General features: G+C 75.6%; 2 protein-coding genes. Both read right to left on the bottom strand.

Annotation, left to right across the window (positions count from 1 at the left end):
* Positions 1–25: 25 nt before the first annotated feature.
* Positions 26–10870 (bottom strand): type I polyketide synthase, encoded by a 10845-nt coding sequence (locus ACFVYI_RS09785; RefSeq protein ID WP_387882822.1) that lies wholly within the window; start codon positions 10868–10870, stop codon positions 26–28.
* Positions 10871–10937: 67 nt separating this feature from the next.
* Positions 10938–26891, bottom strand: coding sequence for an SDR family NAD(P)-dependent oxidoreductase (locus ACFVYI_RS09780; RefSeq protein ID WP_387882820.1), 15954 nt, complete (start codon positions 26889–26891; stop codon positions 10938–10940).
* Between the last annotated feature and the right edge of the window lie 23 nt (positions 26892–26914).

Raw genomic sequence — 26914 nt, 5'->3', positions numbered from 1 at the left:
ACTGCCCCCATCACGTTGTACCGCATCAGCTTTCGAGGCCCTCGTCGTCGTCGCCGCCGAGCGCCAGTTGAACGAGGTCGTCGACGTCCAGGTCGGCGAGAGTGCCCGGCCGGTCGTCCTCGTCCGGCTCGCCGGCCGCCGCCGCGCCGGTGTCGAGCGCGGCCAGCCTGACCAGGGCCTCCATCAGGCCCGCCTCTCGGAACCGGGCCATCGGGAGGGAGACCAGGGCGTGCCGCAGACGGTCCTCGTCCACTTCCGGCCCGCTCGCCGCACCGTCCGGGAGCAGTTCGCCGTGCACGTGGCGGGCCAGGGCGAGCGGGGTCGGGTAGTCGAAGACCACGGTGGCGGACAGGTTGAGGCTGGTCGCCTCGCGCAACCGGTTGCGCAGCTCGACCGAGGTGAGCGAGTCGAAGCCGGCGTCCTTGAACGACGTCCCGGCCACCACCCCGTCGGGCCCGGCATGCCCCAGGACCAGCGCGACCTGGGTCCGCAGGAGGTCCACGAGCACGGCCTCCTGTTCGGCCCGGGCGAGCCCGGCCAGCCGGCGGACCAGACCGTCACCGCCGTCACCCGACGCGGCCCGGGCCACCTGGCGGCCGGCGCGGACCTGACCGCGCAGCAGGGGCGGCACTCCCGCGCCCGTCGCGGCGTCGGCCCGGATCGCCCGGAGGTCCAGCTTGATCGGCACCAGCAGCGCCTCGTCCGCGTCCAGCGCGGCGTCGAACAGGGCGGTGCCCTCCTCCGGCCCGAGCGCGAGGATGCCGCCGCGGCGGTTCGTCCGGGTGCGGCCGGCCGCCTCGGCTCCGGTGGTCATCCCGGTGGCGCTCTGCTCCCACGGGCCCCAGGCCAGCGACAGCGCCGGCAGGCCGCCCGCCCGGCGCCGGGCCATCAGCCCGTCCAGGTAGGCGTTGGCGGCCGCGTAGTTGCCCTGCCCGGCCGAGCCGAACAGGCCGGAGGCGGAGGAGAAGACGACGAACGCGTCCAGATCGGGGGCGAGTTCGCGGGTCAGCTCGTCCAGGTGGCCGACGGCTGTCACCTTGGGCGCGAAGACGCTCGCCAGCCGTTCCGCGTTCAGCGCCCCGATCACACCGTCGTCCAGGACGCCCGCGGTGTGCACGACGGCCGTCAGCGGGCGTTCGCGGACCACCGCGGCGAGCAGCGCGGCCAGCGCGTCGCGGTCGGCGACGTCGCAGGCCGGCACGGACACCGATTCGGCGCCCAGCTCGCGCAGCTCGGCCACCAACTCCTCGGCCCCGGCGGCCGCCGGGCCGCGCCGGCTGGTCAGGACCAGGTGCCGCACGCCGTGCCGGGTGACCAGGTGCCGGGCCAGCAGGGCTCCCAGCGACCCCGTACCACCGGTGACCAGGACCGTGCCGTCCTGGCGGAACGCCGGCTCGCTGCCCCGTGCTTCGCCACCGGCGGCCCGGACCAGACGCGGTGCGGACAGCACCGTCCCGCGCACCGCGACCTGCGGCTCGCCGAGCGCGAGGACCGGGCCGAGCACGCCGGTGTCCGGTTCGCCCGCCGTGGCGGGGTCCAGGTCGAGCAGGACGATCCGGTCGGGGTTCTCCGCCTGGGCGGCCCGGACCAGACCCCAGACGGCGCTGCCGGCCGGGTCGGTCAGTGCGGCGTCGCCGCCGGCGGGCACCGCGCCCCGGGTGGCCACGACCAGCCGGGCGTCCGCCGGGCCGGGCACGACCAGCCAGGCCTGCAGGACGTCGAGCACCCGGGAGCCGAGCTCCAGCGCGTCGCCGCCGGTGGCCGTCAGCACGACCGCGTCGGGCACCCCGCCCCGCTCGGCCAGGGCGGCCACCTCGGCCTCGGTGGCGACGGACACCCGGCTCGGCGCCGGTGCGAGGGCCTGCGCCGCCGGGGGCAACGCCGTCCACTCCACCCGGAACAGCGAGTCGCCGCCCGGCGCACCGGCCGCAGCCTCCAACTGCTCGGCGGAGACGGCCCGGAACACCAACGAGTCCAGTGTCAGGACCGGCCCGCCGGTCTCGTCGGCGGCCTGGAGCGACACCGCGTCGGGGCCGGACGGTGCCACCCGCACCCGCAGCGCCGAGGCGCCGACGGCGTGCAGGACCAGCCCGTTCCACGCGAACGGCAGGACCGTCCGGGGCTCGTCCGCCCCCGAGGGGGCGCCGGCCGGCTGGACGAACCCGTTGGCGTGCAGGGCGGCGTCGAGCAGTGCGGGGTGAATGCCGAAGCGGTCCGCCTCCTCGCGGTGCCCGTCGGGCAGCGCGATCTCGGCGAAGACCTCCTCGCCGCGCCGCCAGACCGCCCGCAGGCCCTGGAACGCCGGGCCGTAGGTGTAGCCGAGCCGGATCAGGTCGGCGTAGAAGCCGTCGACATCGACCTCGACCGGTTGGGCGCCGGGCGGCGGCCAGACGGTGAGGTCGGCCTCCGGTGCGGCGGCGCCGGCCTTCGCCGGCGCCAGGGTGCCGGTGGCATGGCGGGTCCAGGCGTCCTCGGCGTCCTCGCGGGCCGAGTACACCTCGACGGTGCGCGTGCCGCTCTCGTCGGGGCCGCCGAGGGCGACCTGGACGCGGACGCCGCCGTGGTCGGGGACCACCAGCGGGGCCTCGATGACCAGTTCGTCGAGCGTGCCGCAGCCGGCCTCGTCGCCGGCCCGGACGGCCAGCTCCACCAGACCGGTGCCCGGCACCAGGACGACGCCGCCGACGGCGTGGTCGGCGAGCCACGGGTGCGTGCGCAGGGAGAGCCGGGAGGTGAAGACCAGCCCGTCGTTCTGCGGCAGGTGCATTACGGCGCCGAGCAGCGGGTGGTCGGTCCCGGTCAGGCCCAGGAAGGCGGCGTCGGTGGCCGGGGCGGTCTGCAACCAGTAGTGCCGGTGGTCGAAGGCGTAGGTCGGCAGCTCCAGGTGAGCGGTCGGGAGACCGGCTGGCAGGGTCTTCGCCCAGTCCACCTCGACGCCCCGGACGAAGAGTTCGGCAACCGCAGCCAGCACGGTCGCCGTCTCGGGGCGGCCGTCGCGCAGCGCCGAGACGCAGACCGCTTCCTCGCCGGCGGACTCCGCCACCACACCGCTGAGCGCGGCACCCGGGCCGAGCTCGACGAACAGCGCGTCACCGAACTCGGCCGCCGCCGCGATGCCGTCGGCGAACCGGACCGGCCGGCGGACGTGCTCCACCCAGTAGGCCGCGTCGGCCAGTTGACCCGGTTCGGCCGGTCGGCCGGAGAGGTTCGAGATCACCGTCAGCTTCGGCTCGCGCCAGGTCACCTCGGCCAGGACGGCCGCGAACTCGGCCAGCATCGGCTCCATGAGCGCCGAGTGGAAGGCGTGCGAGACCGTCAGCCGCTTGACCTTGCGGCCCTGCGCCTTCAGGCTCTCGGCGGCCTTCAGCACGGCCGCCTCCTCGCCGGAGAGCACCACCGACGACGGCCCGTTCACCGCCGCCAAGTCGACGCCGTCACCGAGGAGTTCGGCGATCTCCGCCTCGGTGGCGGCCACCGCCACCATCGCGCCACCGGCCGGCAGCGCCTGCATCAACCGGCCACGCGCGGCCACGACCGCCGCCGCGTCCTTGAGCGAGAGGACCCCCGCCACATGCGCGGCCGTGATCTCACCGATCGAATGACCCAGCACCGCGTCCGGCCGGACGCCCCAGGACTCCACCAGCCGGAACAACGCCGTCTCCACGGCGAACAGACCCGCCTGGGTGAACACCGTCTGGTCGAGAGAACCCGCCGTACCGAACACCACGTCCTTGACCGGGTGCTCCACCCAGCCCGCCAACCCCGCGTCCAGCTCCGCACACGCCGCGTCGAACGCCTCCGCGAACACCGGGTACCGCTCCGCCAACTCCCGACCCATGCCCACCCGCTGCGAACCCTGCCCCGGGAACACCAGCACTGTCCGGGCCGTGTCGGACGCCGTCCCGCTCACCAGCACGGGGCTGCTCTCACCCCGCGCCAGCGCGCTGAGCCCAGTCACCGCCTCGTCGGCGGACCCGGCCAGCACCACCGCACGCTCGGAGAGCAGCGCCCGCTGCGACAGCAGCGCCGCGGCGATGTCCGCCGCCCCGGCCCCGGCGGTCTCCACGAAGGGGGCCAGCCGGTCGGCCTGGCCGGTCAACGACCCCACGCTCTTCGCCGAGAGCACCAGCGGCACCACGCCCGCAGGCTCGACGGCAGGCCACTCCACCTCGGCCTCGGCCGGGGCCTGCTCCAGGATCAGGTGCGCGTTCGTGCCGCTGACACCGAATCCGGACACACCCACCCGGCGCGGCCGACCGGTCTCCGGCCACTCCCGCGCCTCGGTCAGCAGCTCCACCTCGCCGACCGACCAGTCCACCTGCGAGGACGGCGCGTCCACGTGCAGCGTGGGCGGCAGCACACCGTGGCGCAGCGCCTCCACCATCTTGATCACACCGGCGACACCGGCCGCCATCTGGGTGTGGCCGATGTTCGACTTCAGCGAGCCCAGCCAGAGCGGACGCCCCGGCTCCCGGTCCTGGCCGTAGGTGGCCAGCAGCGCCTGCGCCTCGATCGGGTCCCCCAGTACCGTGCCCGTGCCGTGTCCCTCCACCACGTCCACCTCGACCGGCGACAGCCCGGCGTTCGCCAGCGCCCTGCGGATCACCCGCTGCTGGGACAGGCCGTTCGGCGCCGTCAGACCGTTGGACGCACCGTCCTGGTTCACCGCCGATCCGCGCACCAGCGCGAGCACCCGGTGACCCTTGCGGCGCGCCTCGGACAGCCGCTCCAGCACCACCACGCCCGCGCCCTCGGCCCAGCCGGTGCCGTCCGCCGCGTCCGCGTAGGACTTGCACCGGCCGTCCGTCGCCAGGCCGCGCTGGCGCGAGAACTCCACGAAGGTGCCGGGGGTGGCCATCACGGTCGCGCCGCCGGCCAGCGCCATCGAGCACTCGCCCTGCCGCAGCGCCTGCGCGGCCAGGTGCATCGCGACCAGCGAGGAGGAACACGCCGTGTCCACGGTGACCGCCGGGCCCTCGAAGCCGAACACGTAGGCGACCCGGCCGGAGGCCACGCTGCCCATGCCGCCGGTACCGGTGAAGCCCTCCAGCTCGGCGGGCACCGTGCCGCCGGCACCGTAACCCTGGCCCATCACGCCGGAGAAGACGCCGACGTCCCGGCCCTTCAGGGAGAGCGGGTCGATGCCGGCCCGCTCCAGCGCCTCCCAGGACGTCTCCAGCAGCAGCCGCTGCTGCGGGTCCATCGCGAGCGCCTCGCGCGGCGAGATCCCGAAGAAGCCGGCGTCGAACTGCCCGGCCTCGTAGAGGAATCCGCCCTGGCTCACATAGGAGGTGCCGGCCTTTCCGGGGTCGGAGTCGAACAGGCCGTCCACGTCCCAGCCGCGGTCCTCCGGGAAGCCGGACATGGCGTCCCGGCCCTCGCTGACCAGCCGCCACAGGTCCGCCGGGCTGCCGACGCCACCGGGCAGCCGGCAGGCCATGCCCACGATGGCGATCGGCTCGTCCGGATCGGCGGGCGCGACCGTCGGCGCCGTCGCGGCGGTCTCGGCGGCCACATGACCGAACTCGGCGTGCAGGTAGCGGGCGAACGCGAGCGGGGTCGGGTGGTCGAAGACCACCGTCGCGGCCAGCTTCAGGCCGGTCGCCTCGCGCAGCCGGTTGCGCAGCTCGACCGAGGTCAGCGAGTCGAAGCCGGAGTCCCGGAACGCCGTCCCGCTCCGGATCGCCTCGGGCCCCGCGTGCCCGAGCACGGTCGCCGCGTGCGTGCGCACCAGCTCCAGCAGCAGCGTCTCCTGCTCGGCCGCCGCCAGCCCGGCCAGCCGGCCGGCCAGCCCGCCGCCGCCGTCGCCCGAGGCCGCCCGCACCAGCTGCCGCCCGGTCCGCACCAGGCCCCGCAGCAGGGTCGGGATGTCGCGGCCGGCCGCGGCGCCGGCGCGCAGCGCCCGCAGGTCCAGCTTGGCCGGGATCAGCAGCGCCTCGCCGGTGCGCAGCGCCGCGTCGAAGAGTTCCATGCCCTCCTCGGCCGTCATCGCCAGCACGCCGCCGCGCCGGTTCATCCGGCTCCGCGTGAGGTCGTCCATGCCGGCGGCCATACCGCCGGCGGTCTGGTTCCACAGGCCCCAGGCAAGCGAGGTCCCGGCCAGGCCGGCCGCCCGGCGCTGGTGGGCCAGCGCGTCGAGGAAGGCGTTGGCGGCCGCGTAGCTGCCGGTGCCCGCGCCGAGGAACACGGAGGAGACGGAGGAGAAGACGACGAACGCGTCCAGGTCGGGGGCCAGTTCGCGGGTCAGCGCGTCCAGGTGCTGCGCCGCGGTCACCTTCGGGGCGAAGACCTGGGCGACCCGCTCGGGGTCCAGGGTGCCGATGACGCCGGCGTCGGCGATGCCCGCGGTGTGCACGACGGCGGTCAGCCGGCGTCCGTCGCGCTGCACGGCGGCCAGCAGGGCCGCCACGGCCTCCCGGTCGGTCACGTCGCAGGACTCCACCGAGACCGCCGTCGCACCGAGCTCGGTCAGTTCGGCGACCAGCTCCGCCGCACCCTCCGCCGCCGGTCCGCGCCGGCTGACCAGCACCAGATGGCGGATGCCGTGCCGGGCGACCAGGTGCCGGGCGAGGATCCCGCCCAGCGAACCCGTGCCACCGGTGATCAGGACGGTGCCCTCGGGATCGAGGCCCGCCCAGGGCGCGGTGGCGCGCTCACCGCCATCGCCGGTCCCGGCGGCCGATGCCGCCCGGACGAGCCGGGGAACGGACAGCGTCGTTCCCCGCAGGGCCAGTTCGGGCTCCCCGGCGGCGAGCACCGCGCCCAGGACGGGGGCCGGGTCGTCACCGTGGGCGGCGGGGTCGGGATCGAGGTCGAGCAGGACGATCCGGTCGGGGTTCTCGGTCTGGGCGGCGCGGATCAGGCCCCACACCGCGCCGCCGGCCGGGTCGGTGACCGCGCCGTCCGCGCCGGCGCCCACCGCGCCCCGGGTGGCCACGACGAGCGGGACCGCCTCCAGGCCCGGAGCGGCCAACCAGGCCTGGACGGCCGCCAGCACCCGGTTCGTCAGGACGAGCGCGGCGTCGACGCCGTGACCGCCGTCCGCGAAGGCGTCCAGGACCACCAGGGCGGGGAGCTCCGGGGTGTCGGCCAGCGCGGTGATCTCGCCCGCTCCGGACACCGTCACCCAGGCCGGCGGCTCGGCCGCCGCCCCCGTGGACGGGAGCAGTTCGCTCCACTCGACCCGGAACAGCGCGTCGTCGCCCGCCGTGGCCGTCGCGGTCGTCAACTGCTCGGCGGTCAACGGCCGCAGCTCCACCGCGTCCGCCGTCAGGACCAGGCCGCCGGCCTGGTCGACCGCCTCCAGCGACACGGCGTCGCCGCCGTGCGGTGCGATCCGCACGCGCAGCACGGTGGCGCCGACGGCGTGCAGCGCGAGCCCCTGCCAGGCGAGCGGCTGCCAGACCCGGGCGCCGCTCGCGGCGCCGTCGGCCACGGCGGTGTCCCGCAGTGCCGGGTGCAGGGCGGCGTCGAGCAGGGCGGGGTGCAGGCCGAACCGGCCGGCCTCCTCGCGGCCGTCCTCGTCCACCGCGACCTCGGCGAACGTCTCCTCGCCGCGCTGCCAGAGTCCGCGCACGCCCCGGAAGACCGGGCCGTGCTCGTAGCCGTGCCGGCCGAGACCGGTGTAGAGGGCGTCGACGTCGACGGGCCGGGCCCCGGCGGGCGGCCAGACGGTGAAGTCGGCCTGCGGGCTGCCGGTCTTCGTCGTCGCGGTGAGCGTGCCGGTGGCGTGGCGGGTCCAGGTGTCGCTGCCGGTGTCGCCGGCGGCGTCCTCGCGGGTCGAGTAGACGGCGACGCTGCGGGCGCCGGTCTCGTCGGGGCCGCCGACGGTGACCTGGACCCGGACCCCGCCCTGTTCGGGCAGCAGCAGCGGGGCCTTGACGACCAGCTCGTCGAGGGTGCCGCAGCCGAGCTCGTCGCCGGCCCGGACCGCCAGTTCCACCAGGGCGCTGCCCGGGAGCAGGGCCGCTCCCCCGACCACGTGGTCGGCCAGCCAGGGGTGCGTCCGGAGCGACAGCCGCGAGGTGCCGAGCAGGCCGCCCGTCTCGGGGACCTCCACCACCGCGCCCATCAGCGGGTGGTCGGCGGCCGCCTGGCCGAGCGAGGCCGCGTCGGCGGCGGGGCCGAGCTGGAGCCAGTAGTGCCGGTGGTCGAAGGCGTAGGTCGGCAGCTCGACCCGGGTGGTGCCGGTGGGCAGGACGCCCGTCCAGTCCACGGCCACACCGCGCACGAAGAGTTCGGCCATCGAGGTCAGCAGCCGGCGCGGCCCGCCCTCCTCGCGGCGCAGTGTCCCGGTGACCAGGGCCTCGGCCTGCGCCTCGTCGACGATCTCGTTGATCGGCTGGACGAGCACCGGGTGGGCGCTGGACTCGACGAACACCGTGTAGCCCTGGCCGAGGAGTTCGGCGACGACGGGGCCGAAGCGGACCTGGCCGCGCAGGTTGCGGTACCAGTAGCCGCCGTCGAGCGCGCCGTCCTCGTCGACCCACGCGCCGGTGACGGTGGAGTAGAACGGGATCTGCGGGGCCTGACTGCGGATGTCCGCGAAGGCCTCGCCCAGCGTGTTCTCGATCGCCTCGACGTGTCGGGTGTGGGAGGCGTAGTCCACCGCGACCCGGCGTACTCGTACGCCGTCGGCCGCGAGGACGTCCAGGGCCTCGTCGAGGGCTTCGGCGTCACCGGCGACCACGACGGAGCTCGGGCCGTTGACGGCCGCCACCTCCACCCGGTCCGCCCAACGCTCCAACCTGGCCAGCGCCTCGGCCTCGGAGAGCGCCACCGAGGCCATCCCGCCACGCCCGGCCAGCTGCCCGGCGATCACCTGACTGCGCACCGCCACGATCCACGCCGCGTCCTCCAGGGAGAGCGCACCGGCCACGCAGGCCGCCGCGATCTCACCCTGGGAGTGACCGACCACCGCGTCCGGCACCACACCCACGGACGCCCAGACGGCGGCCAGACCGACCATCACCGCGAAGCTCGCCGGCTGCAGCACGTCCACCCGGTCCAGCAGCTCCGCCGGAGCCTCCCCGCGCAGCACCGCCTCCAGCGACCAGTCCACCCACGGGTCCAACGCGACCGCACACGCCGCCACCCGCTCCGCGAACACCGGCGAGGAGTCCAGCAGTTCACCGCCCATGCCGACCCACTGCGAACCCTGCCCCGGGAACACCAGGGCGAGCTTGCCCGCCCCGCCCGAGGTCCCCGTCACCAGCCCCGGAGCCGACTCGCCCCGCGCCAGCGCACCCAGCCCGGCCAGCGCCTCGTCCGTCGAACCCGCCACCACCACCGCACGCTCGCCGAGCACCGCCCGCCCGGTGGCCAACGCTGCGGCGACATCGTCCACCGCCGGTCCGTCGGCGCTCCCGAGGAACGCCGCCAGCCGCTCGGCCTGGCCCGCCAGCGAGCCGGCCGAGGCCGCCGAGACGACCAGCGGCAGCACGCCGCCGGGTGCGGCCCGGACCGCGTCCGGCTCGGTCGCCGGCTCGACGGGGGGCTCCTCCAGCACCACGTGCGCGTTCGTCCCGCTGACGCCGAAGGAGGAGACCCCGGCCCGGCGCGGCCGGCCGGTCTCCGGCCACTCGCGCGCCTCGGTCAGCAACTGCACCGCACCGGCCGACCAGTCCACCTCGGAGGAGGGCGCGTCCACGTGCAGGGTCGCGGGCATGACGCCGTGGCGCATCGCCTGCACCATCTTGATCACACCGGCGACACCGGCCGCGGCCTGGGTGTGGCCGATGTTGGACTTCAACGACCCGAGCCACAACGGGCGTCCGGGCTCGCGCTCCTGGCCGTAGGTGGCCAGCAGCGCCTGCGCCTCGATCGGGTCGCCCAGCACCGTCCCGGTGCCGTGCCCCTCCACCACGTCCACATCCGCCGGGGTGAGCCCGGCCGCCGCCAACGCCTTGCGGATCACCCGCTGCTGCGAGGGACCGTTCGGAGCCGTCAGGCCGTTGGACGCGCCGTCCTGGTTCACCGCCGACCCGCGCAGCACGGCCAGCACGTGGTGCCCGTTGGCCCGAGCGTCGGAGAGCCGCTCCAGCAGCACCATGCCCGCACCCTCGGCCCAGCCGGTGCCGTCCGCCGCGTCCGCGTAGGACTTGCACCGGCCGTCGGCCGCCAGCGCCCGCTGCCGGGAGAACTCCATGAACATGCCCGGCCCGGCCATGACCGTCGCCCCGCCGGCCAGCGCCAGCGAGCACTCCCCGCGCCGCAGCGCCTGAGCGGCCAGGTGCATCGCGACCAGCGAGGACGAGCAGGCCGTGTCCACCGTGACCGCCGGGCCCTCGAACCCGAACACGTACGAGATCCGGCCGGACGCCACACTGCCGGTGGTCCCCGTCCCGGTGAAGCCCTCCAGCTCCGGGGGGACCGGACCGCCGGTCGCGTAACCCTCGTTGATCACTCCGACGAAGACGCCGACGTCCGAGCCCTTCAACCCCGCCGCGTCGACGCCGGCCCGCTCCAGCGCCTCCCACGAGGTCTCCAGCAGCAGCCGCTGCTGCGGGTCCATGGCGACCGCCTCGCGCGGCGAGATCCCGAAGAAGCCCGCGTCGAAGAGCCCCGCCTCGTGGAGGAAGCCGCCCCGGCTCACGTACGAGGTGCCGCTCTTCGCCGGGTCCTCGTCGAACAGGCCGTCCAGGTCCCAGCCGCGGTCGGTCGGGAAGCCCGACACGCCGTCCCCGCGCTCGGCGACCAGCCGCCACAGGTCGTCCGGGCCCGCCACCGCGCCCGGCAGCCGGCAGGCCATGCCCACGATCGCGATCGGCTCCGACTTCTCGGCCTCCAGCTCCAGCACGCGTTGCTGGGAGCGGCGCGCCTCCGCGAGGACGCGCTTGAGGTAGTCGCGAAGCTTGCTTTCATCCGCCATCGAAGTTCGGCTCCTAGAGGGCTGTGGCGTCGGGTGTTCTGCGAGGTCGCGGGGTTTCCGGTGGCGGCTAGCTGCCGAACTCCGTGTCGATGAGGTCGAAGAGGTCGTCGTCGGAGGCGGTGTCGTAGTCGATCTGGTCCTCGGCGGGCCCGGCGGCGTTCGCCGTCGACCAGGTGGCCAGCAGGCCCTGGAGCCGGGTGGCGACCTGGGCGCGGGCCGAGTCGCCGGCCGGGGTCTCGGCCAGCATCGCCTCCAGCCGGCTCAGCTCGACCAGCAGCGGGTGCGAGGTGGCCGCGGCCTCGGCGGCCGGGTCCAGCCGGTCGTACAGGTAGTGCGCCAGCGCCAGCGGCGTCGGGTAGTCGAAGACCACCGTGGCCGGCAGGCCCAGCCCCGTCGCCTCCCGGAGCCGGTTGCGCAGTTCGACGGAGGTCAGCGAGTCGAAGCCGGCGTCCTTGAACGCCGTCTCCGGCCTGACCTGCTCCGCCCCGGCGTGGCCGAGGACGGTCGCCACCCGGCCCCGGACGAGGTCCAGCAGAAGCGCCTCCTGCTCGGCCGGCGCGAGCCCGGCCAGCCGGCGGGCCAGCCCGCCGCCACCGTCGCCGGCGGCCGCCCGGACGGCCTGTCGGCCTGTGCGGACCAGACCGCGCAGCAGCGGCGGGACACCACCGCCGAGCGCGGCGTCGGCGCGCAGCGCCCGCAGGTCCAGCTCGACCGGCACCAGCAGCGCCTCGCCGGCGCGCAGGGCCGCGTCGAACAGTTCCGTGCCCGCCTCGGCGGTCAGGGGCCGGACACCCCCGCGCCGGCCGCTCCGGTCCTGGCCGGGCCCGTCGGCGGAGCCGTCCGTGCCGGTCGCCTGCGCCCACACGCCCCAGGCCAGCGACGTGCCGGGCAGGCCCGCCGCGCGGCGCCGGTGCGCCACCGCGTCCAGGTAGGCGTTGGCCGCCGCGTAGCCGCCGGTGCCCGCGCCCAGGAAGACCGACGCGGCCGAGGACATCAGGACGAACGCGGCCAGCTCCGGGGCCAGTTCACGGCTGAGCTCGTCCAGGTGGCGGACGGCGGTGACCTTCGGCGCGAAGACCCGCGCCATCCGGTCCGGGTCGACCTCGCCGATCACTCCGGCGTCGAAGACCCGGGCGGCGTGGACGATGCCGGTCAGCGGGTGCTCGGCCGGGACGGCGGCCAGCAGGGCGGCGACCGCGTCCCGGTCGGTGACGTCGCACGCCACCACCGACACGGCCGCGCCCGCGGCCCCGAGGTCGGCGGCGAGCTGCGCCGCGCCGTCGGCGTCCGGCCCGCGCCGGCCCGCCAGGACGAGGTGGCGGACGCCGTGCCGCGCGACCAGGTGGCGGGCCACCAGGGCGCCGAGCGACCCGGTGCCGCCGGTGATCAGGACCGTGCCGTCCGGGTGGAACGCCGGCTCGCCGCCCGTCGCGTCGCCGCCGGTGGTCCGGGCCAGGCGCGGCACGTGCAGCGCCGTCCCGCGCACCGCGACCTGCGGTTCGCCGAGCGGAAGCACCGAGCCGAGCACGGCGTCCGGGTCGGCCGCCGTGGCGGGGTCCAGGTCGAGCAGGACGATCCGGTCGGGGCTCTCCGCCTGGGCCGCGCGGACCAGGCCCCAGACGGCGGCGCCGGCCGGGTCGGTCACCGCGGCGTCGCCGCCGGCGGGCACCGCGCCCCGGGTCTGCACCACCAGCCGGGAGTCCTCCAGGGACTCGTCGGCCAGCCAGGACTGCACCACCGCCAGCACCCGGGAGGCCAGGGAGAGGACGGCGCCCTCGCCCTCGCCGTCCGCGACGGCCGCCAGGAGCACCACGGGAGGGACGTCCCCCGCGGCCGTCAGGGCCGCGAGGTCCGCCGCCGTCGTCACGTCGGCGCGGCGCGGCGCCGTCCCGGCGCTCTGCAGCGGTGCCGGGGGCAGCACCGTCCAGTCCACCCGGAACAGCGCGTCGTCGCCCGCCGTGCCCGCCGCGGCTGCCAACTGCTCGGCGGCCAGCGGTCGCAGCGTCACCGAGGCCGCCGTCAGGACGGGGCCGCCGGCCTCGTCGACCGCCGCCAGCGCCAGCGTGTCGGGCCCCTGCGCGGTGATCCGCACCCGCAGCGCCGAGGCGCCGACGGCGTGCAGGGCCAGCCCGTGCCACTCCAGCGGCTGCCACGCCTGCTCGCGGTCCGCCGCGCCCGCGTCCCGCAGGGCGGGGTGCAGGGCGGCGTCGAGCAACGCGGGGTGCAGACCGAACCGGCCGGCACCGTCCCGCTGCGCCTCGGGCAGGGCGACCTCGGCGAACACTTCGTCGCCGCGCCGCCAGACCGCCCGAACGGCACGGAACGACGGCCCGTACTCGTGGCCGTGCCCGATGAGCTCGGTGTGGATGCCGTCGACGTCGACCGGCTCCGCACCGGCCGGGGGCCACGCGGCGGTGTCGAACGGCGAAGCAGCGCCCACCGTCGGCGCCACCGCGAGGGTGCCGGTGGCGTGGCGGGTCCACGACTCCGTGGCGTCCTCGGCGTCCTCACGGGCCGAGTACACCTCGACGGTGCGCGCGCCGCTCTCGTCGGGGCCGCCGACCGCGACCTGGACGCGGACGCCGCCGTGCTCGGGGACCACCAGCGGGGCCTCGACGACCAGTTCGTCGAGCGTGCCGCAGCCGACCTCGTCACCGGCCCGCACGGCCAGCTCCACCAGACCGGTGCCGGGCACCAGGACGACACCGCCGATGGCGTGGTCCGCCAGCCAGGCGTGCGTGCGCAGCGACAGCCGCGAGGTGAAGACCAGCCCGTCGTTCTGCGGCAGGTGGACCACCGCGCCCAGCAGCGGGTGGTCGGCCCGGCCCTGGCCGAGCGAGGCCGCATCGGTGGCGGGGGCGCTCCGGAGCCAGTAGTGCTCGTGGTCGAAGGCGTAGGTGGGCAGCTCCAGGTGGGTGGCCGGAAGGCCGGCTGGCAGGGTCTTCGCCCAGTCCACCTCGACGCCCCGGACGAAGAGTTCGGCGACCGAGGCCAGCAGGGTGTGCGCCTCGGGACGGCCGTCGCGCAGCGCCGCGACGCAGACCGCGTCCTCGCCGGCGGACTCCGCCACCACACCGCTGAGCGCGGCACCCGGGCCGAGCTCGACGAAGACCGCGTCACCGAGCTCGGCGGCCGCCGCGATGCCGTCGGCGAACCGGACCGGCCGGCGGACGTGCTCCACCCAGTAGGCCGGATCGGCCAGTTGACCGGTCTCGGCCAGGCGGCCGGTGACGTTCGAGACAATCGGGAACCGCGCCTCGCGCCAGGTCACCTCGGCCAGGACGGCCGCGAACTCGGCCAGCATCGGCTCCATGAGCGCCGAGTGGAAGGCGTGGGAGACCGTCAGCCGCTTGACCTTGCGGCCCCGCGCCTTCAGACTCTCGGCCACGTTCAGCACGGCCGCCTCCTCACCGGAGAGCACCACCGACGACGGCCCGTTCACCGCCGCCAAGTCCACTTCGTCACCGAGGAGTTCGGCGACCTCGGCCTCGGTGGCGGCCACCGCCACCATCGCACCACCCGAGGGCAACGCCTGCATCAACCGGCCACGCGCGGCCACGACCGCCGCCGCATCCGCCAGCGACAGCACCCCCGCCACATGCGCGGCCGTGATCTCACCGATCGAGTGGCCCAGCACCGCGTCCGGGCGAACGCCCCAGGACTCCACCAGCCGGAACAGCGCCGTCTCCGCCGCGAACAGACCCGCCTGGGTGAACACCGTCTGGTCGAGAGAACCCGCCGTACCGAACACGACATCCTTGACCGGGTGCTCCACCCAGCCCGCCAACTGCGCGTCCAGCTCCGCACACGCCGCGTCGAACGCCTCCGCGAACACCGGGTACCGCTCCGCCAACTCCCGGCCCATGCCCACCCGCTGCGAACCCTGCCCCGGGAAGACGAGCACCGTCCGGGCCGAGCCCGATCCGGTCACCACGCCGGAGGTCAACTCCCCGCCCGCCAGGGCCCGCAGGCCCGTGAGCGCCTCCTCGGAGGAGTCCGCCACCACGACCGCTCGCTCGTTCAGCAGCGCCCGCTGCGCCACCAGCGCGGCGGCGACACCCGGCGTCCCGACCCCGGCGGTCTCGACGAAGGCGGCCAGTCGCTCGGCCTGACCGGCCAGCGACCCCGCGCTCTTCGCCGACAGCACCAGCGGTACGGCACCCGTCGGCTCGACGGCAGGCCGCTCGGCCTCGGCCTCGGTCTCCTCCGGCACCTGCTCCAGGATCAGGTGCGCGTTCGTCCCGCTCAGCCCGAACGAGGAGACGCCCACCCGGCGCGGCCGACCGGTCTCCGGCCACTCCCGCGCCTCGGTCAGCAGCTCCACCGCACCGGCCTCCCAGTCCACCTGCGAGGACGGCGCGTCCACGTGCAGCGTGGGCGGCAGCACTCCGTGCCGCAGCGCCTGCACCATCTTGATCACCCCGGCCACGCCCGAAGCCGCCTGCGTGTGGCCGATGTTGGACTTCAGCGAGCCGAGCCAGAGCGGACGCTCCGGGTCACGGCCGCGACCGTAGGTGGCCAGCAGCGCCTGCGCCTCGATCGGGTCGCCCAGCACCGTGCCCGTGCCGTGGCCCTCGACCGCGTCGACATCCGCCGTGGTCAGGCCCGCGTTCGCCAGGGCCTTGCGGATCACCCGCTGCTGCGAGGGTCCATTGGGCGCCGTCAGACCGTTGGACGCGCCGTCCTGGTTCACGGCCGACCCGCGCACCACCGCCAGGATCCGGTGGCCGTTGCGGCGTGCCTCGGACAGCCGCTCCAGCACCACCACGCCCGCGCCCTCGGCCCAGCCCGTGCCGTCGGCGGCCTCCGCGTAGGACTTGCACCGGCCGTCCGAGGCCAGACCCCGCTGGCGCGAGAACTGCACGAAGGCGCCGGGGCCGGTCATGACGGCCGCGCCGCTGGCCAGGGCCAGCGAGCACTCGCCCGACCGCAGCGCCTGCGCGGCCAGGTGCATCGCCACCAGCGAGGACGAGCACGCCGTGTCGACCGTCACCGCCGGGCCCTCGAACCCGAACACGTAGGACACCCGGCCCGACGCCACACTGCTGCCGGCGCCGGTCGTGACGAAGCCCTCCAGCTCGGCGGGCACATCGCTGCCCGAGCCGTAGCCGGCGCCCATCAGGCCGGAGAAGACCCCGACGTCGGTGCCCTTCAGCGTGGCCGGGTCGATACCGGCCCGCTCCAGCGCCTCCCACGAGGTCTCCAGCAGCAGCCGCTGCTGCGGGTCCATCGCCAGCGCCTCGCGCGGCGAGATCCCGAAGAAACCCCCGTCGAACAGCCCGGCCTCGTGCAGGAAGCCGCCCTGGTCCACGTAGGAGGTGCCGGCCTTGTCCGGGTCGGCGTCGAACAGGCCGTCCAGGTCCCAGCCGCGATCGGACGGGAACCCGGACATGGCGTCCCGGCCCTCGCTGACCAGCCGCCAGAGGTCCTCCGGGCTCGCCACGCCGCCGGGCAGCCGGCAGGCCATGCCCACGATCGCGATCGGCTCGCCGGGATCGGCCACCGCCGCCGCCGGCACGGTCGCCGCTGCCGAGGCCCCGGTCCCCGTCGTCTCACCGAACTCGTCGTGCAGGTGGCGGGCGAGGGCGAGCGGGGTCGGGTGGTCGAACACGACCGTCGCGGGCAGCTTCAGGCCGGTCGCCTCGCGCAGCCGGTTGCGCAGCTCGACCGAGGTCAGCGAGTCGAAACCGGAGTCGCGGAACGCCGTGTCGGTCTTCACACCCTCCGGTCCGGCGTGCCCGAGCACGGTCGCCGCGTGCGTGCGGACCAGCTCCAGCAGCAGCGCCTCCTGCTCGGCCGCCGCCAGCCCGGCCAGTCGGCCGGCCAGCCCGCCCGTGCTGTCGCTCGCCGCGGCGGACCGCGCGGTCTGCCGGCTCACCCGGATCAGACCCCGCAGCAGGGGCTGCACCTCACGGCCCGCCGCCGCGTCGGCGCGCATGGACCGCAGGTCGAGCTTGATCGGGACGAGCAGCGCCTCGTCGGTGCGCAGCGCCGCGTCGAAGAGGTCCAGGCCTTCGTCCGACCCCAGCGAGCGGCTGCGGCTCCGGCTCGCCCGGGCCTCCTCCGCTGTGTCGAGGTGGGCGGTCATCGCGGTGGCCTGCTCCCAGAGGCCCCAGGCCAGGGAGACCGCCGGCAGGCCGTCGGCGCGGCGCCGGTGGGCGACCGCGTCCAGGTAGGCGTTGGCCGCCGCGTAGTTGCCCTGACCGGCCGAGCCGAAGACCCCGGCGGCGGACGAGAACAGCACGAACGACCGCAGCTCCGGCGCCAGTTCACGCGTCAGCTCGTCCAGGTGCCGCACCGCCGTCACCTTCGGAGCGAACACGTACGCCAACCGATCCGCCGTCAGCGCCCCGAACACACCGTCGTCCAGCACGCCCGCGGCGTGCACGACACCGGTCAGCGGGTGCTCGGCCGGCACCGCGGCCAGCAGCGCCGCCACCGAATCCCGGTCGGTCACGTCGCTCGCGACGACCGAGACGGCGGCCCCGAGTTCGGCCAGTTCGGCCACCAACTCCGGTGCACCCTCGGCCTCCGGACCGCGCCGGCTGACCAGCACCAGCTGCCGGACACCGTGCTCGATGACCAGTCGCCGCGTCAGCAGGCCGCCGAGGGTTCCGGTGCCGCCGGTGACGAGAACCGTGCCCGCCGGGTCGAAGGCCCCCTCCGTGACGACGGCCTCGGCGGCACGGACCAGGCGCGGCGCGAACAGCGTCGTCCCGCGCACGGCGACCTGCGGCTCACCGGCCGCCAGCACGGCGGCGAGCAGCGGCTCGACGTCCGTCCCGGGGGCGGTGTCGGTGTCGAGCAGCACGATCCGGTCCGGGTTCTCCGCCTGGGCGACCCGGATCAGCCCCCAGACCGCGGCACCCGCCGGGTCCGTCACCGCGCCGTCGCCACCGGCGGCCACGGCGCCCCGGGTGACCACGACCAGCTGCGCCGCGTCCAGTCCCCGGGTGGAGAGCCAGGCCTGCACGATCTCCAGCACCCGGCCGGTCAGCGCGAGGGCGTCGCCACCGGCCGCCTCCAGGACGACGACGGGCGGCACACCCGAGCCGTTGGTCAGCATGGCCACGTGGTCCGGGGAGGCCACCGGCACCCACGCCGGCGGCAGTTCCAGGCCCGGAGCGGTGGAGCCGGGGAGCTCCGTCCACTCCACCCGGAACAGTGCGTCCGGGCCCTCGTCGGCGCCCGCCGCGCCCAACTGGTCGGCGGACACGGCCCGCGAGACCAGCGAGCGGAGCGACAGGACGGGCCCGCCGGTCTCGTCGGCGGCCTCCAGGGAGAGGGTCCGCGCATCGGACTGCAGCAGACGCACCCGCAGGGCCGAGGCGCCGGCCGCGTGCAGCTGCAGCCCGTTCCAGCCGAACGGCAGGTGCACCTCGGACTCGTCGCCCGTCCGGTTCTCTCCCGCCGGGTCCCCGAGCGCCACGTCCAGCATGACGGGGTGCAGGGCCGCGTCGAGCAGTGCGGGGTGGATGCCGAACCGGGCGGCACCGTCCCGCTGGTCCTCGGGCAGCGCGATCTCGGCGAAGAGCTCCTCTCCGCGCCGCCAGACCGCCCGCACGCCCTGGAAGGTCGGCCCGTACCCGTAACCCGCCTGGGCCAGCAGGTCGTAGCCGCCGGTGACACCCACCTGCTGCGCGCCGGCGGGCGGCCAGGCCCTGAAGTCGAACGCCGGGCCGGCGTCGGACGCCGCCGTCAGCGTGCCGGTGGCGTGGCGCGTCCAGGTGTCGCCGCCGGTGTCGCCGGCGGCGTCCTCGCGGACGGAGTAGATGCCGACGCTGCGGGCGCCGTTCTCGTCGGAGCCGCCGACGGTGACCTGGACCCGGACGCCGCCCTGCGCGGGCAGCACCAGCGGCGCCTCGATCACCAGCTCGTCGAGCGTGCCGCAGCCCACCTCGTCGCCGGCCCGCACGGCCAGCTCCACCAGAGCGGTGCCGGGCACCAGCACGGCGCCGCCGACGGCGTGGTCGGCCAGCCAGGGGTGGCTGTGCAGGGAGATCCGGGAGGTGCAGAGCACGCCGCCCGTCTCGGGGACCTCCACCACCGCGCCGATCAGCGGGTGGTCGGCGGTGGACTGGCCGAGCGAGGCCGCGTCGGTGGCCGGGGCCGTCTGCAGCCAGTAGTGCTGCTGCTCGAAGGCGTAGGTCGGCAGGTCGACCCGGGCGGTGGCGGCAGCGGCGGGCAGGACGCCCGTCCAGTCCACGGCCACGCCGCGGACGTGGAGTTCGGCCATCGAGGTCAGCAGCCGGCGCGGCCCGCCCTCCTCGCGCCGCAGCGTCCCGGTGACCAGGGCCTCGGCCTGTGCCTCGTCGACGATCTCGTTGATCGGCTGGACGAGCACCGGGTGGGCGCTGGCCTCCACGAACACCGTGTGGCCCTCGCCCAGCAGCGCGGCGACGGCCGGACCGAAGCGGACCTGACCGCGCAGGTTGCGGTACCAGTACCCGCCGTCCAGCACGCCGGCCTCGCGCACCCACTCGTTCGTCACGGTGGAGTGGAACGGCACCAGCGGGGCCTGGCTGCGGATGTCCGCGAAGGCCTCGCCCAGGGTCTCCTCGATCGCCTCGACATGGCGGGTGTGGGAGGCGTAGTCCACCGCCACCCGACGCACTCGCACCCCGTCGGCCGCCAGCACCTCCAGCGCCTCGTCGAGGGCCTCGGCGTCACCGGCGACCACGACGGAGCTCGGGCCGTTGACGGCCGCCACCTCCACCCGGTCCGCCCAACGCTCCAACCTGGCCAGCGCCTCGGCCTCGGAGAGTGCCACCGAAGCCATCCCGCCACGCCCCGCGAGGCTGCCGGCGATCACCTGGCTGCGCACCGCCACGATCCGCGCGGCATCCTCCAGCGAGAGCGCACCCGACACGCAGGCCGCCGCGATCTCACCCTGGGAGTGACCGACCACCGCGTCCGGCACCACACCCACCGAGGCCCAGACGGCAGCCAGACCGACCATCACCGCGAAGCTCGCCGGCTGCAACACGTCCACCCGGTCCAGCAGCTCCGCCGGAGCCTCCCCCCGCAGCACCGCCTCCAGCGACCAGTCCACCCACGGGCTCAGGGCCCGGGCGCACTCCGCGATGCGCTCCGCGAACACCGGCGAGGAGTCCAGCAGTTCACGACCCATGCCGACCCACTGCGAACCCTGCCCCGGGAACACCAGCACCGTCCGGCCAGCGCTGGACACACTGCCCGTCACCAGCCCCGGAGCCGACTCGCCCCGCGCCAGCGCGCCCAGCCCCGCCAACGCCTCGGACCGCGAACCGGCCACCACCACCGCACGCTCGGCGAGCGCCGCCCGCCGGGTCGCGAGGACGCCGGCCACGGCGGCCTGCGACACCGGTCCGGACGCCTCGACGAAGGCCGCCAGCCGCTCGGCCTGACCGGCCAGCGAACCGGTCGACGCCGCCGACACCACCAGCGGCACCACGCCGTCGGGCGCGGCCTCGACCGCGACCGGCTCCTCCTCGGGCGCCTGCTCCAGGATCAGGTGCGCGTTCGTGCCGCTCAGCCCGAACGAGGAGACGCCCACCCGGCGCGGCCGGCCGGTCTCCGGCCACTCCCGCGCCTCGGTGATCAGTTCCACCGCGCCGACCGACCAGTCCACCTGCGGCGTCGGCTCCTCGACGTGCAGGGTGGGCGGCAGCACACCGTGCCGCAGCGCCTCCACCATCTTGATCACGCCCGCGACACCGGCCGCGGCCTGGGTGTGGCCGACGTTGGACTTGACCGAGCCCAGAAAGAGCGGAAGCTCGGCCGGGCGGCCGCGGCCGTAGGTGGCCAGCAGCGCCTGCGCCTCGATCGGGTCGCCCAGCGAGGTGCCCGTCCCGTGTGCCTCCACCGCATCCACGTCGGCGGTGGACAGGCCCGCGTTGGCCAGGGCCTTGCGGATCACCCGCTGCTGCGAGGGGCCGTTCGGCGCCGTCAGACCGTTGGAGGCGCCGTCCTGGTTCACCGCGCTGCCGCGCAGCACGGCGAGCACGTGGTGCCCGTTGCGCCGCGCCTCGGAGAGCCGCTCCAGGACCACCACGCCCGCGCCCTCGCCCCACCCCGTACCGTCCGCGGTCGAGGAGAACGCCTTGCACCGGCCGTCGGGGGCCAGCGCCTTCTGTCGCGAGAACTCCACGAAGGTGTGCGGCGTCGCCATGATCGTCGCGCCGCCGGCCAGCGCCAGCGAGCACTCGCCCGACCGCAGCGCCTGCGCGGCCAGGTGCATCGCCACCAGGGACGACGAGCACGCCGTGTCCACGGTGACCGCCGGGCCCTCGAAGCCGAACACGTAGGACACCCGGCCCGACGCCACGCTCATCGCGGAGCCGGTCGCGGTGAACCCGCTCAGCTCCGGCGGGATGACGCCGCCGATCCCGTAGCCCTGGGTCATCACGCCGGAGAACACGCCGACGTCCCGACCCTTCAGCGAGTCCGGGTCGACCCCGGCCCGCTCCAGCGCCTCCCAGGACATCTCCAGCAGCAGCCGCTGCTGGGGGTCCATGGCGAGCGCCTCACGCGGCGAGATCCCGAAGAAGCCCGCGTCGAAGAGCCCCGCGTCGTGCAGGAAGCCGCCCTGGTCGACGTAGGAGGTGCCGATGTTCTCCTGGTCCTCGTCGTAGAGGCCGCCCACGTCCCAGCCGCGGTCCACCGGGAAGCCGGACACCGCGTCGCGGCCCTCGCTGACCAGGCGCCACAGGTCCTCCGGGGTGACCACACCGCCGGGCAGCCGGCAGGCCATGCCGACGATCGCGATCGGCTCGTCGAGGTCGGCCGCGACCACCGTGGGGACGGCGGCGGCAGCAGCGGTGTCGCCGAGCTCCTCGCGCAGGAAGCGGGCGAGCGCCACCGGTGTCGGGTAGTCGTAGACGACGGTCGTGGGCAGGTTGAGCCCGGTCGACTCGCGGAGCCGGTTGCGCAGTTGGACGGAGGTGAGCGAGTCGAAGCCGGCGTCCTTGAACGCCTTCTCCGCCTTGACGTTCGCCGCACCGGCGTGCCCGAGCACGGTCGCGACGTGCGTACGGACCAGCTCCAGCAGCAGCGTCTCCTGCTCCGCCGCCGCCAGCCCGGCGAGCCGGTCGGCCAGCCCGGAGGCGCTCCGGACGGCCCGTCGGCCGACGGGCACCAGGCTCCGCAGCAGCGACAGGACCCCGCGCCCCGTCGCGGCCTCGGCGCGGACGGCCCGCAGGTCCAGCTTGATGGGCACGGTCACGGCCCGGTCGGCGCGCAGGGCCGCGTCGAAGAGCTCCAGCCCCTCCGCCGGGGCGATCGCCAGGAACCCGCCGCGGTTCACCCGGTTCTGGTCGGCCTCGGTGAGGTGCGCGGCCATGCCGCCGGCCTGCTCCCAGAGGCCCCAGGCCAGCGAAGCGGCCGGCAGGCCGTCGGCGCGGCGCCGGTGGGCGACCGCGTCCAGGTAGGCGTTGGCCGCCGCGTAGTTGCCCTGCCCGGCCGAACCGAAGACCCCGGCGGCGGACGAGAACAGCACGAACGACCGCAGCTCCGGCGCCAGTTCACGCGTCAGCTCGTCCAGGTGCCGCACCGCCGTCACCTTCGGAGCGAACACGTACGCCAAGCGCTCCGCCGTCAGTGCCCCGATCACACCGTCGTCCAGCACACCCGCGGTGTGCACGACGCCGGTCAGCGGACGCTCGGTCGGCACCGACGCCAACAGCGCCGCCACCGACGCCCGGTCGGTCACGTCGCAGGCGGTGACCGTCACCGCCGCACCGAGCCCGGTCAGCTCCGCGGCCAACTCCGGTGCGCCCTCGGCCTCCGGACCGCGCCGACTGGCCAGCAGCAGGTGCCGGACACCGTGCTCGGTGACCAGGTGCCGGGCCAGCAGCGCACCCAGCGAGCCGGTGCCGCCGGTGACCAGGACGGTGCCCTCGGGGTCGAAGGCCGCCTCCGTCGCGACGGCCTCGGCGGCGCGGACCAGGCGCGGCGCGGACAGCGTCGTCCCGCGCACGGCGACCTGCGGTTCACCGGTGGCCAGCACGGCGGGGAGGAAGGCGTCGACGTCGGTGTCACTGTCGACCAGCACGATCCGGTCCGGGTTCTCCGCCTGGGCGACCCGGATCAGCCCCCAGACCGCGGCACCCGCCGGGTCCGTCACCGCGCCGTCGCCACCGGCGGCCACGGCGCCCCGGGTGTGCACCACGAGGCGGGAGCCTTCGAGGTTCGGCGCGGCCAGCCAGGCCTGCGCGACCTCCAGGACCCGGCCGGTCAGCGCGAGGGCGTCGCCGCCTGCCGCCTCCAGGACGACGACGGAGGGCACCGGCGCACCGTCGGTCGGGGCGGTCAAGCCGGCCACCTCGGCCGCGTCGGCCAGGGCGGTCCACTCCACGGCGGCCGGGCCGGCGGCCGAGGGCAGCTCGGTCCACTCCACCCGGAACAGCGCGTCGCTTCCCGTCGCTCCCGCCGCGGCGGCCAACTGCTCGACGGCGACCGGACGGAGCGTCACCGAGTCCGCCGCCAGCACGGCGGCGCCGGTCTCGTCGGCGGCCTCGAACGACAGCGTGCCGGCTCCGAGCCGGGCGAGTCTGACCCGCAGCGCCGCCGCGCCGGTGGCGTGCAGCACGAGCCCGTTCCACCGCAGCGGCTGCCACGTCCGGTCTCCGTCGGCCGCCACGGTGTCCCGCAGGCCCGGGTGCAGGGCGGCGTCGAGCAGCGCGGGGTGGATGCCGAAGCGGTCGGCCTCGTCGTGCTGGTCCTCGGGCAGGGCGATCTCGGCGAACAGCTCCTCGCCGCGCCGCCAGAGCGCGCGCAGGCCCTGGAAGGCCGGACCGTAGGCGTAGCCGTGGGCGACCAGGTCGGGGTAGAGGTCGGCGATGTCGGCCGGCTGGGCGCCGGCCGGGGGCCAGGCGGTGAAGTCGAACGCCGGCTCGGGGTCGCCGGCCGTGGTCGGCGCCAGGGTGCCGGTGGCGTGGCGGGTCCAGGCGTCCGTGGCGTCCTCGCGGGCCGAGTACACCTCGACGGTGCGCGTACCGCTCTCGTCGGGGCCGCCGACCGCGACCTGGACCCGGACGCCGCCGTGCTCGGGGACCACCAGCGGGGCCTCGATGACCAGTTCGTCCAGCGTGCCGCAGCCGACCTCGTCGCCGGCCCGCACGGCCAGCTCCACCAGACCGGTGCCCGGCACGAGCACGGCGCCGCCGACGGCGTGGTCGGCCAGCCAGGCGTGCGTCCGCAGGGAGAGCCGGGAGGTGAACACCAGCCCGTCGGACTGCGGCAGTTGGACGACCGCGCCCAGCAGCGGGTGACCGGCGCCGGTCAGGCCCAGCGCCGCCGCATCCGTCACGGTGGCCATCATCCTGAGCCAGTAGTGCTCGTGGTCGAACGCGTAGGTGGGCAGCTCCACACGAGCGGCGCCGGCACCGACGGGCAGGGTCTTCACCCAGTCCACCTCGACGCCCCGGACGAAGAGTTCGGCCACCGAGGCCAACAGGGTGTGCGCCTCCGGGCGGCCGTCGCGCAGGGCGGCCACCGCCACCGCGCGGCCGTCGACCGTCTCGTCCACCACACCGCTGAGCGCGGCACCCGGGCCGAGCTCGACGAACAGCGCGTCACCGAGCTCGGCCGCCGCGGCGATGCCGTCGGCGAACCGGACCGGCCGGCGGACATGGTCCACCCAGTAGGCCGGGTCGGCCAGTTGACCGGTCTCGGCCGGACGGCCGGTGACGTTCGAGATGATCGGGAACCGCGCCTCGCCCCAGGAGACCTCGGCCAGGACAGCCGCGAACTCGGCCAGCATCGGCTCCATGAGCGCCGAGTGGAAGGCATGCGAGACCGTCAACCGCTTGACCTTGCGGCCCCGCGCCTTCAGACTCTCGGCCGCCTTCAGCACGGCCGCCTCCTCGCCGGAGAGCACCACCGACGACGGACCGTTCACCGCCGCCAAGTCCACTTCGTCACCGATAAGTTCGGCGACCTCGGCCTCGGTGGCGGCCACCGCCACCATCGCTCCGCCCGAGGGCAACGCCTGCATCAACCGGCCACGCGCGGCCACGACCGCCGCCGCGTCCTTGAGTGAGAGGACCCCCGCCACATGCGCGGCCGTGATCTCACCGATCGAGTGACCCAGCACCGCGTCCGGGCGAACGCCCCACGACTCCACCAGCCGGAACAGCGCCGTCTCCACGGCGAACAGACCCGCCTGGGTGAACACCGTCTGGTCGAGAGAACCCGCCGTACCGAACACGACATCCTTGACCGGGTGCTCCACCCAGCCCGCCAACTGCGCGTCCAACGCCGCACACGCCGCGTCGAACGCCTCCGCGAACACCGGGTACCGCTCCGCCAACTCCCGGCCCATGCCCACCCGCTGCGAACCCTGCCCCGGGAAGACGAGCACCGTCCGGGCCGGTCCCGAGCCGCCGCCGGTCACCAGCGCGGCATCGGACTCCCCGCGCGCCAGCGCGCCCAGCCCGGCCAGTGCCTCCTCGCGCGAGCCCGCCAGCACCACCGCGCGCTCGTTCAGCAGAGCCCGCTGCGCCACCAACGCGGCGGCGACGTCCGGCAGTTCCTGCTCCGACACCTCGACGAAGGCGGTCAGCCGCTCGGCCTGACCGGTCAACGACCCCGCGCTCTTCGCGGAGATCACCAGCGGCACGGCGCCGGCGCCCGGCGCGGCCTCGCCCGCCAGCGGCTCCGGCTCCTCCTCGGGCGCCTGCTCCAGGATCAGGTGCGCATTGGTGCCGCTGACCCCGAAGGAGGAGACCCCGGCCCGGCGCAGCCGGTCCACCTCCGGCCAGGGCCGGCTGCGGTCGAGCAGCTCGACCGCGCCCGTGGTCCAGTCCACCTGCGAGGACGGCGCGTCCACGTGCAGGGTCGCGGGCATCACGCCGTGGCGCAGCGCCTGCACCATCTTGATCACACCCGAGACGCCGGCCGCGGCCTGGGCGTGGCCGATGTTGGACTTCAACGACCCGAGCCACAACGGGCGCCCGGGCTCGCGCTCCTGGCCGTAGGTGGCCAGCAGCGCCTGCGCCTCGATCGGGTCGCCCAGCACCGTGCCCGTGCCGTGCCCCTCCACCACGTCCACATCCGCCGGGGTCAGCCCGGCCGCCGCCAACGCCTTGCGGATCACGACCTGCTGGGAGAGCCCGTTGGGCGCGGTCAGGCCGTTGGACGCGCCGTCCTGGTTCACCGCGCTGCCGCGCAGCACGGCCAGCACCCGGTGGCCCTTGCGGCGGGCCTCGGACAGCCGCTCCAGCACGACCACGCCCGCGCCCTCGGCCCAGCCGGTGCCGTCGGCCGCGTCCGCGTAGGACTTGCACCGGCCGTCGGAGGCCAGGCCGCGCTGGCGCGAGAACTCCACGAAGGTGTGCGGCGTCGCCATCACGGTCGCACCGCCCGCGAGCGCCATCGAGCACTCGCCGCGGCGCAGCGCCTGCGCCGCCAGGTGGATCGCCACCAGCGAGGACGAGCACGCCGTGTCGACCGTCACCGCCGGGCCCTCGAACCCGAACACGTACGAGATCCGGCCCGACGCCACGCTGCCGGCCGCACCCGTACCGGCGAAGCCCTCCAGCTCCGGCGGCACGCTGCCGCCGAAGAAGTAGTCGACGCCCATGATGCCGTTGAACACCCCGACGTCCGCGCCCTTGAGCGAGGCCGGGTCGACGCCGGCCCGCTCCAGGGCCTCCCACGAGGTCTCCAGCAGCAGCCGCTGCTGCGGGTCCATGGCGAGCGCCTCGCGCGGCGAGATCCCGAAGAACTCGGCGTCGAACTTCCCGGCGTCGCGCAGGAATCCGCCCTGCGCGACGTAGGAGGTGCCGGCCTTGTCCGGGTCGTCGTCGAGCAGCGCGTCCAGGTCCCAGCCGCGGTCGTCCGGGAACGCCGACACGCCGTCCCGGCCCTCGCTGACCAGCTGCCACAGGCTGTCGGGGCCGGTGACGCCGCCGGGCAGCCGGCAGGCCATGCCCACGATCGCGACCGGCTCGTCCGCGTTCCGCTGGACCTGCTTGCGCAGGTCGTGCAGTTCGGCCGTGACACGCTTGAGGTACTTGAGGATCTTCTCGTCCGTGGCCATCTTCAATTCCTCACCGGGGGTTG

This window comes from Kitasatospora sp. NPDC058218, assembly GCF_042882445.1.
Classification (GTDB): domain Bacteria; phylum Actinomycetota; class Actinomycetes; order Streptomycetales; family Streptomycetaceae; genus Kitasatospora.
Note: the sequence above shows the minus strand (reverse complement) of the source record. Positions and strands in the feature narration are given on the sequence as shown.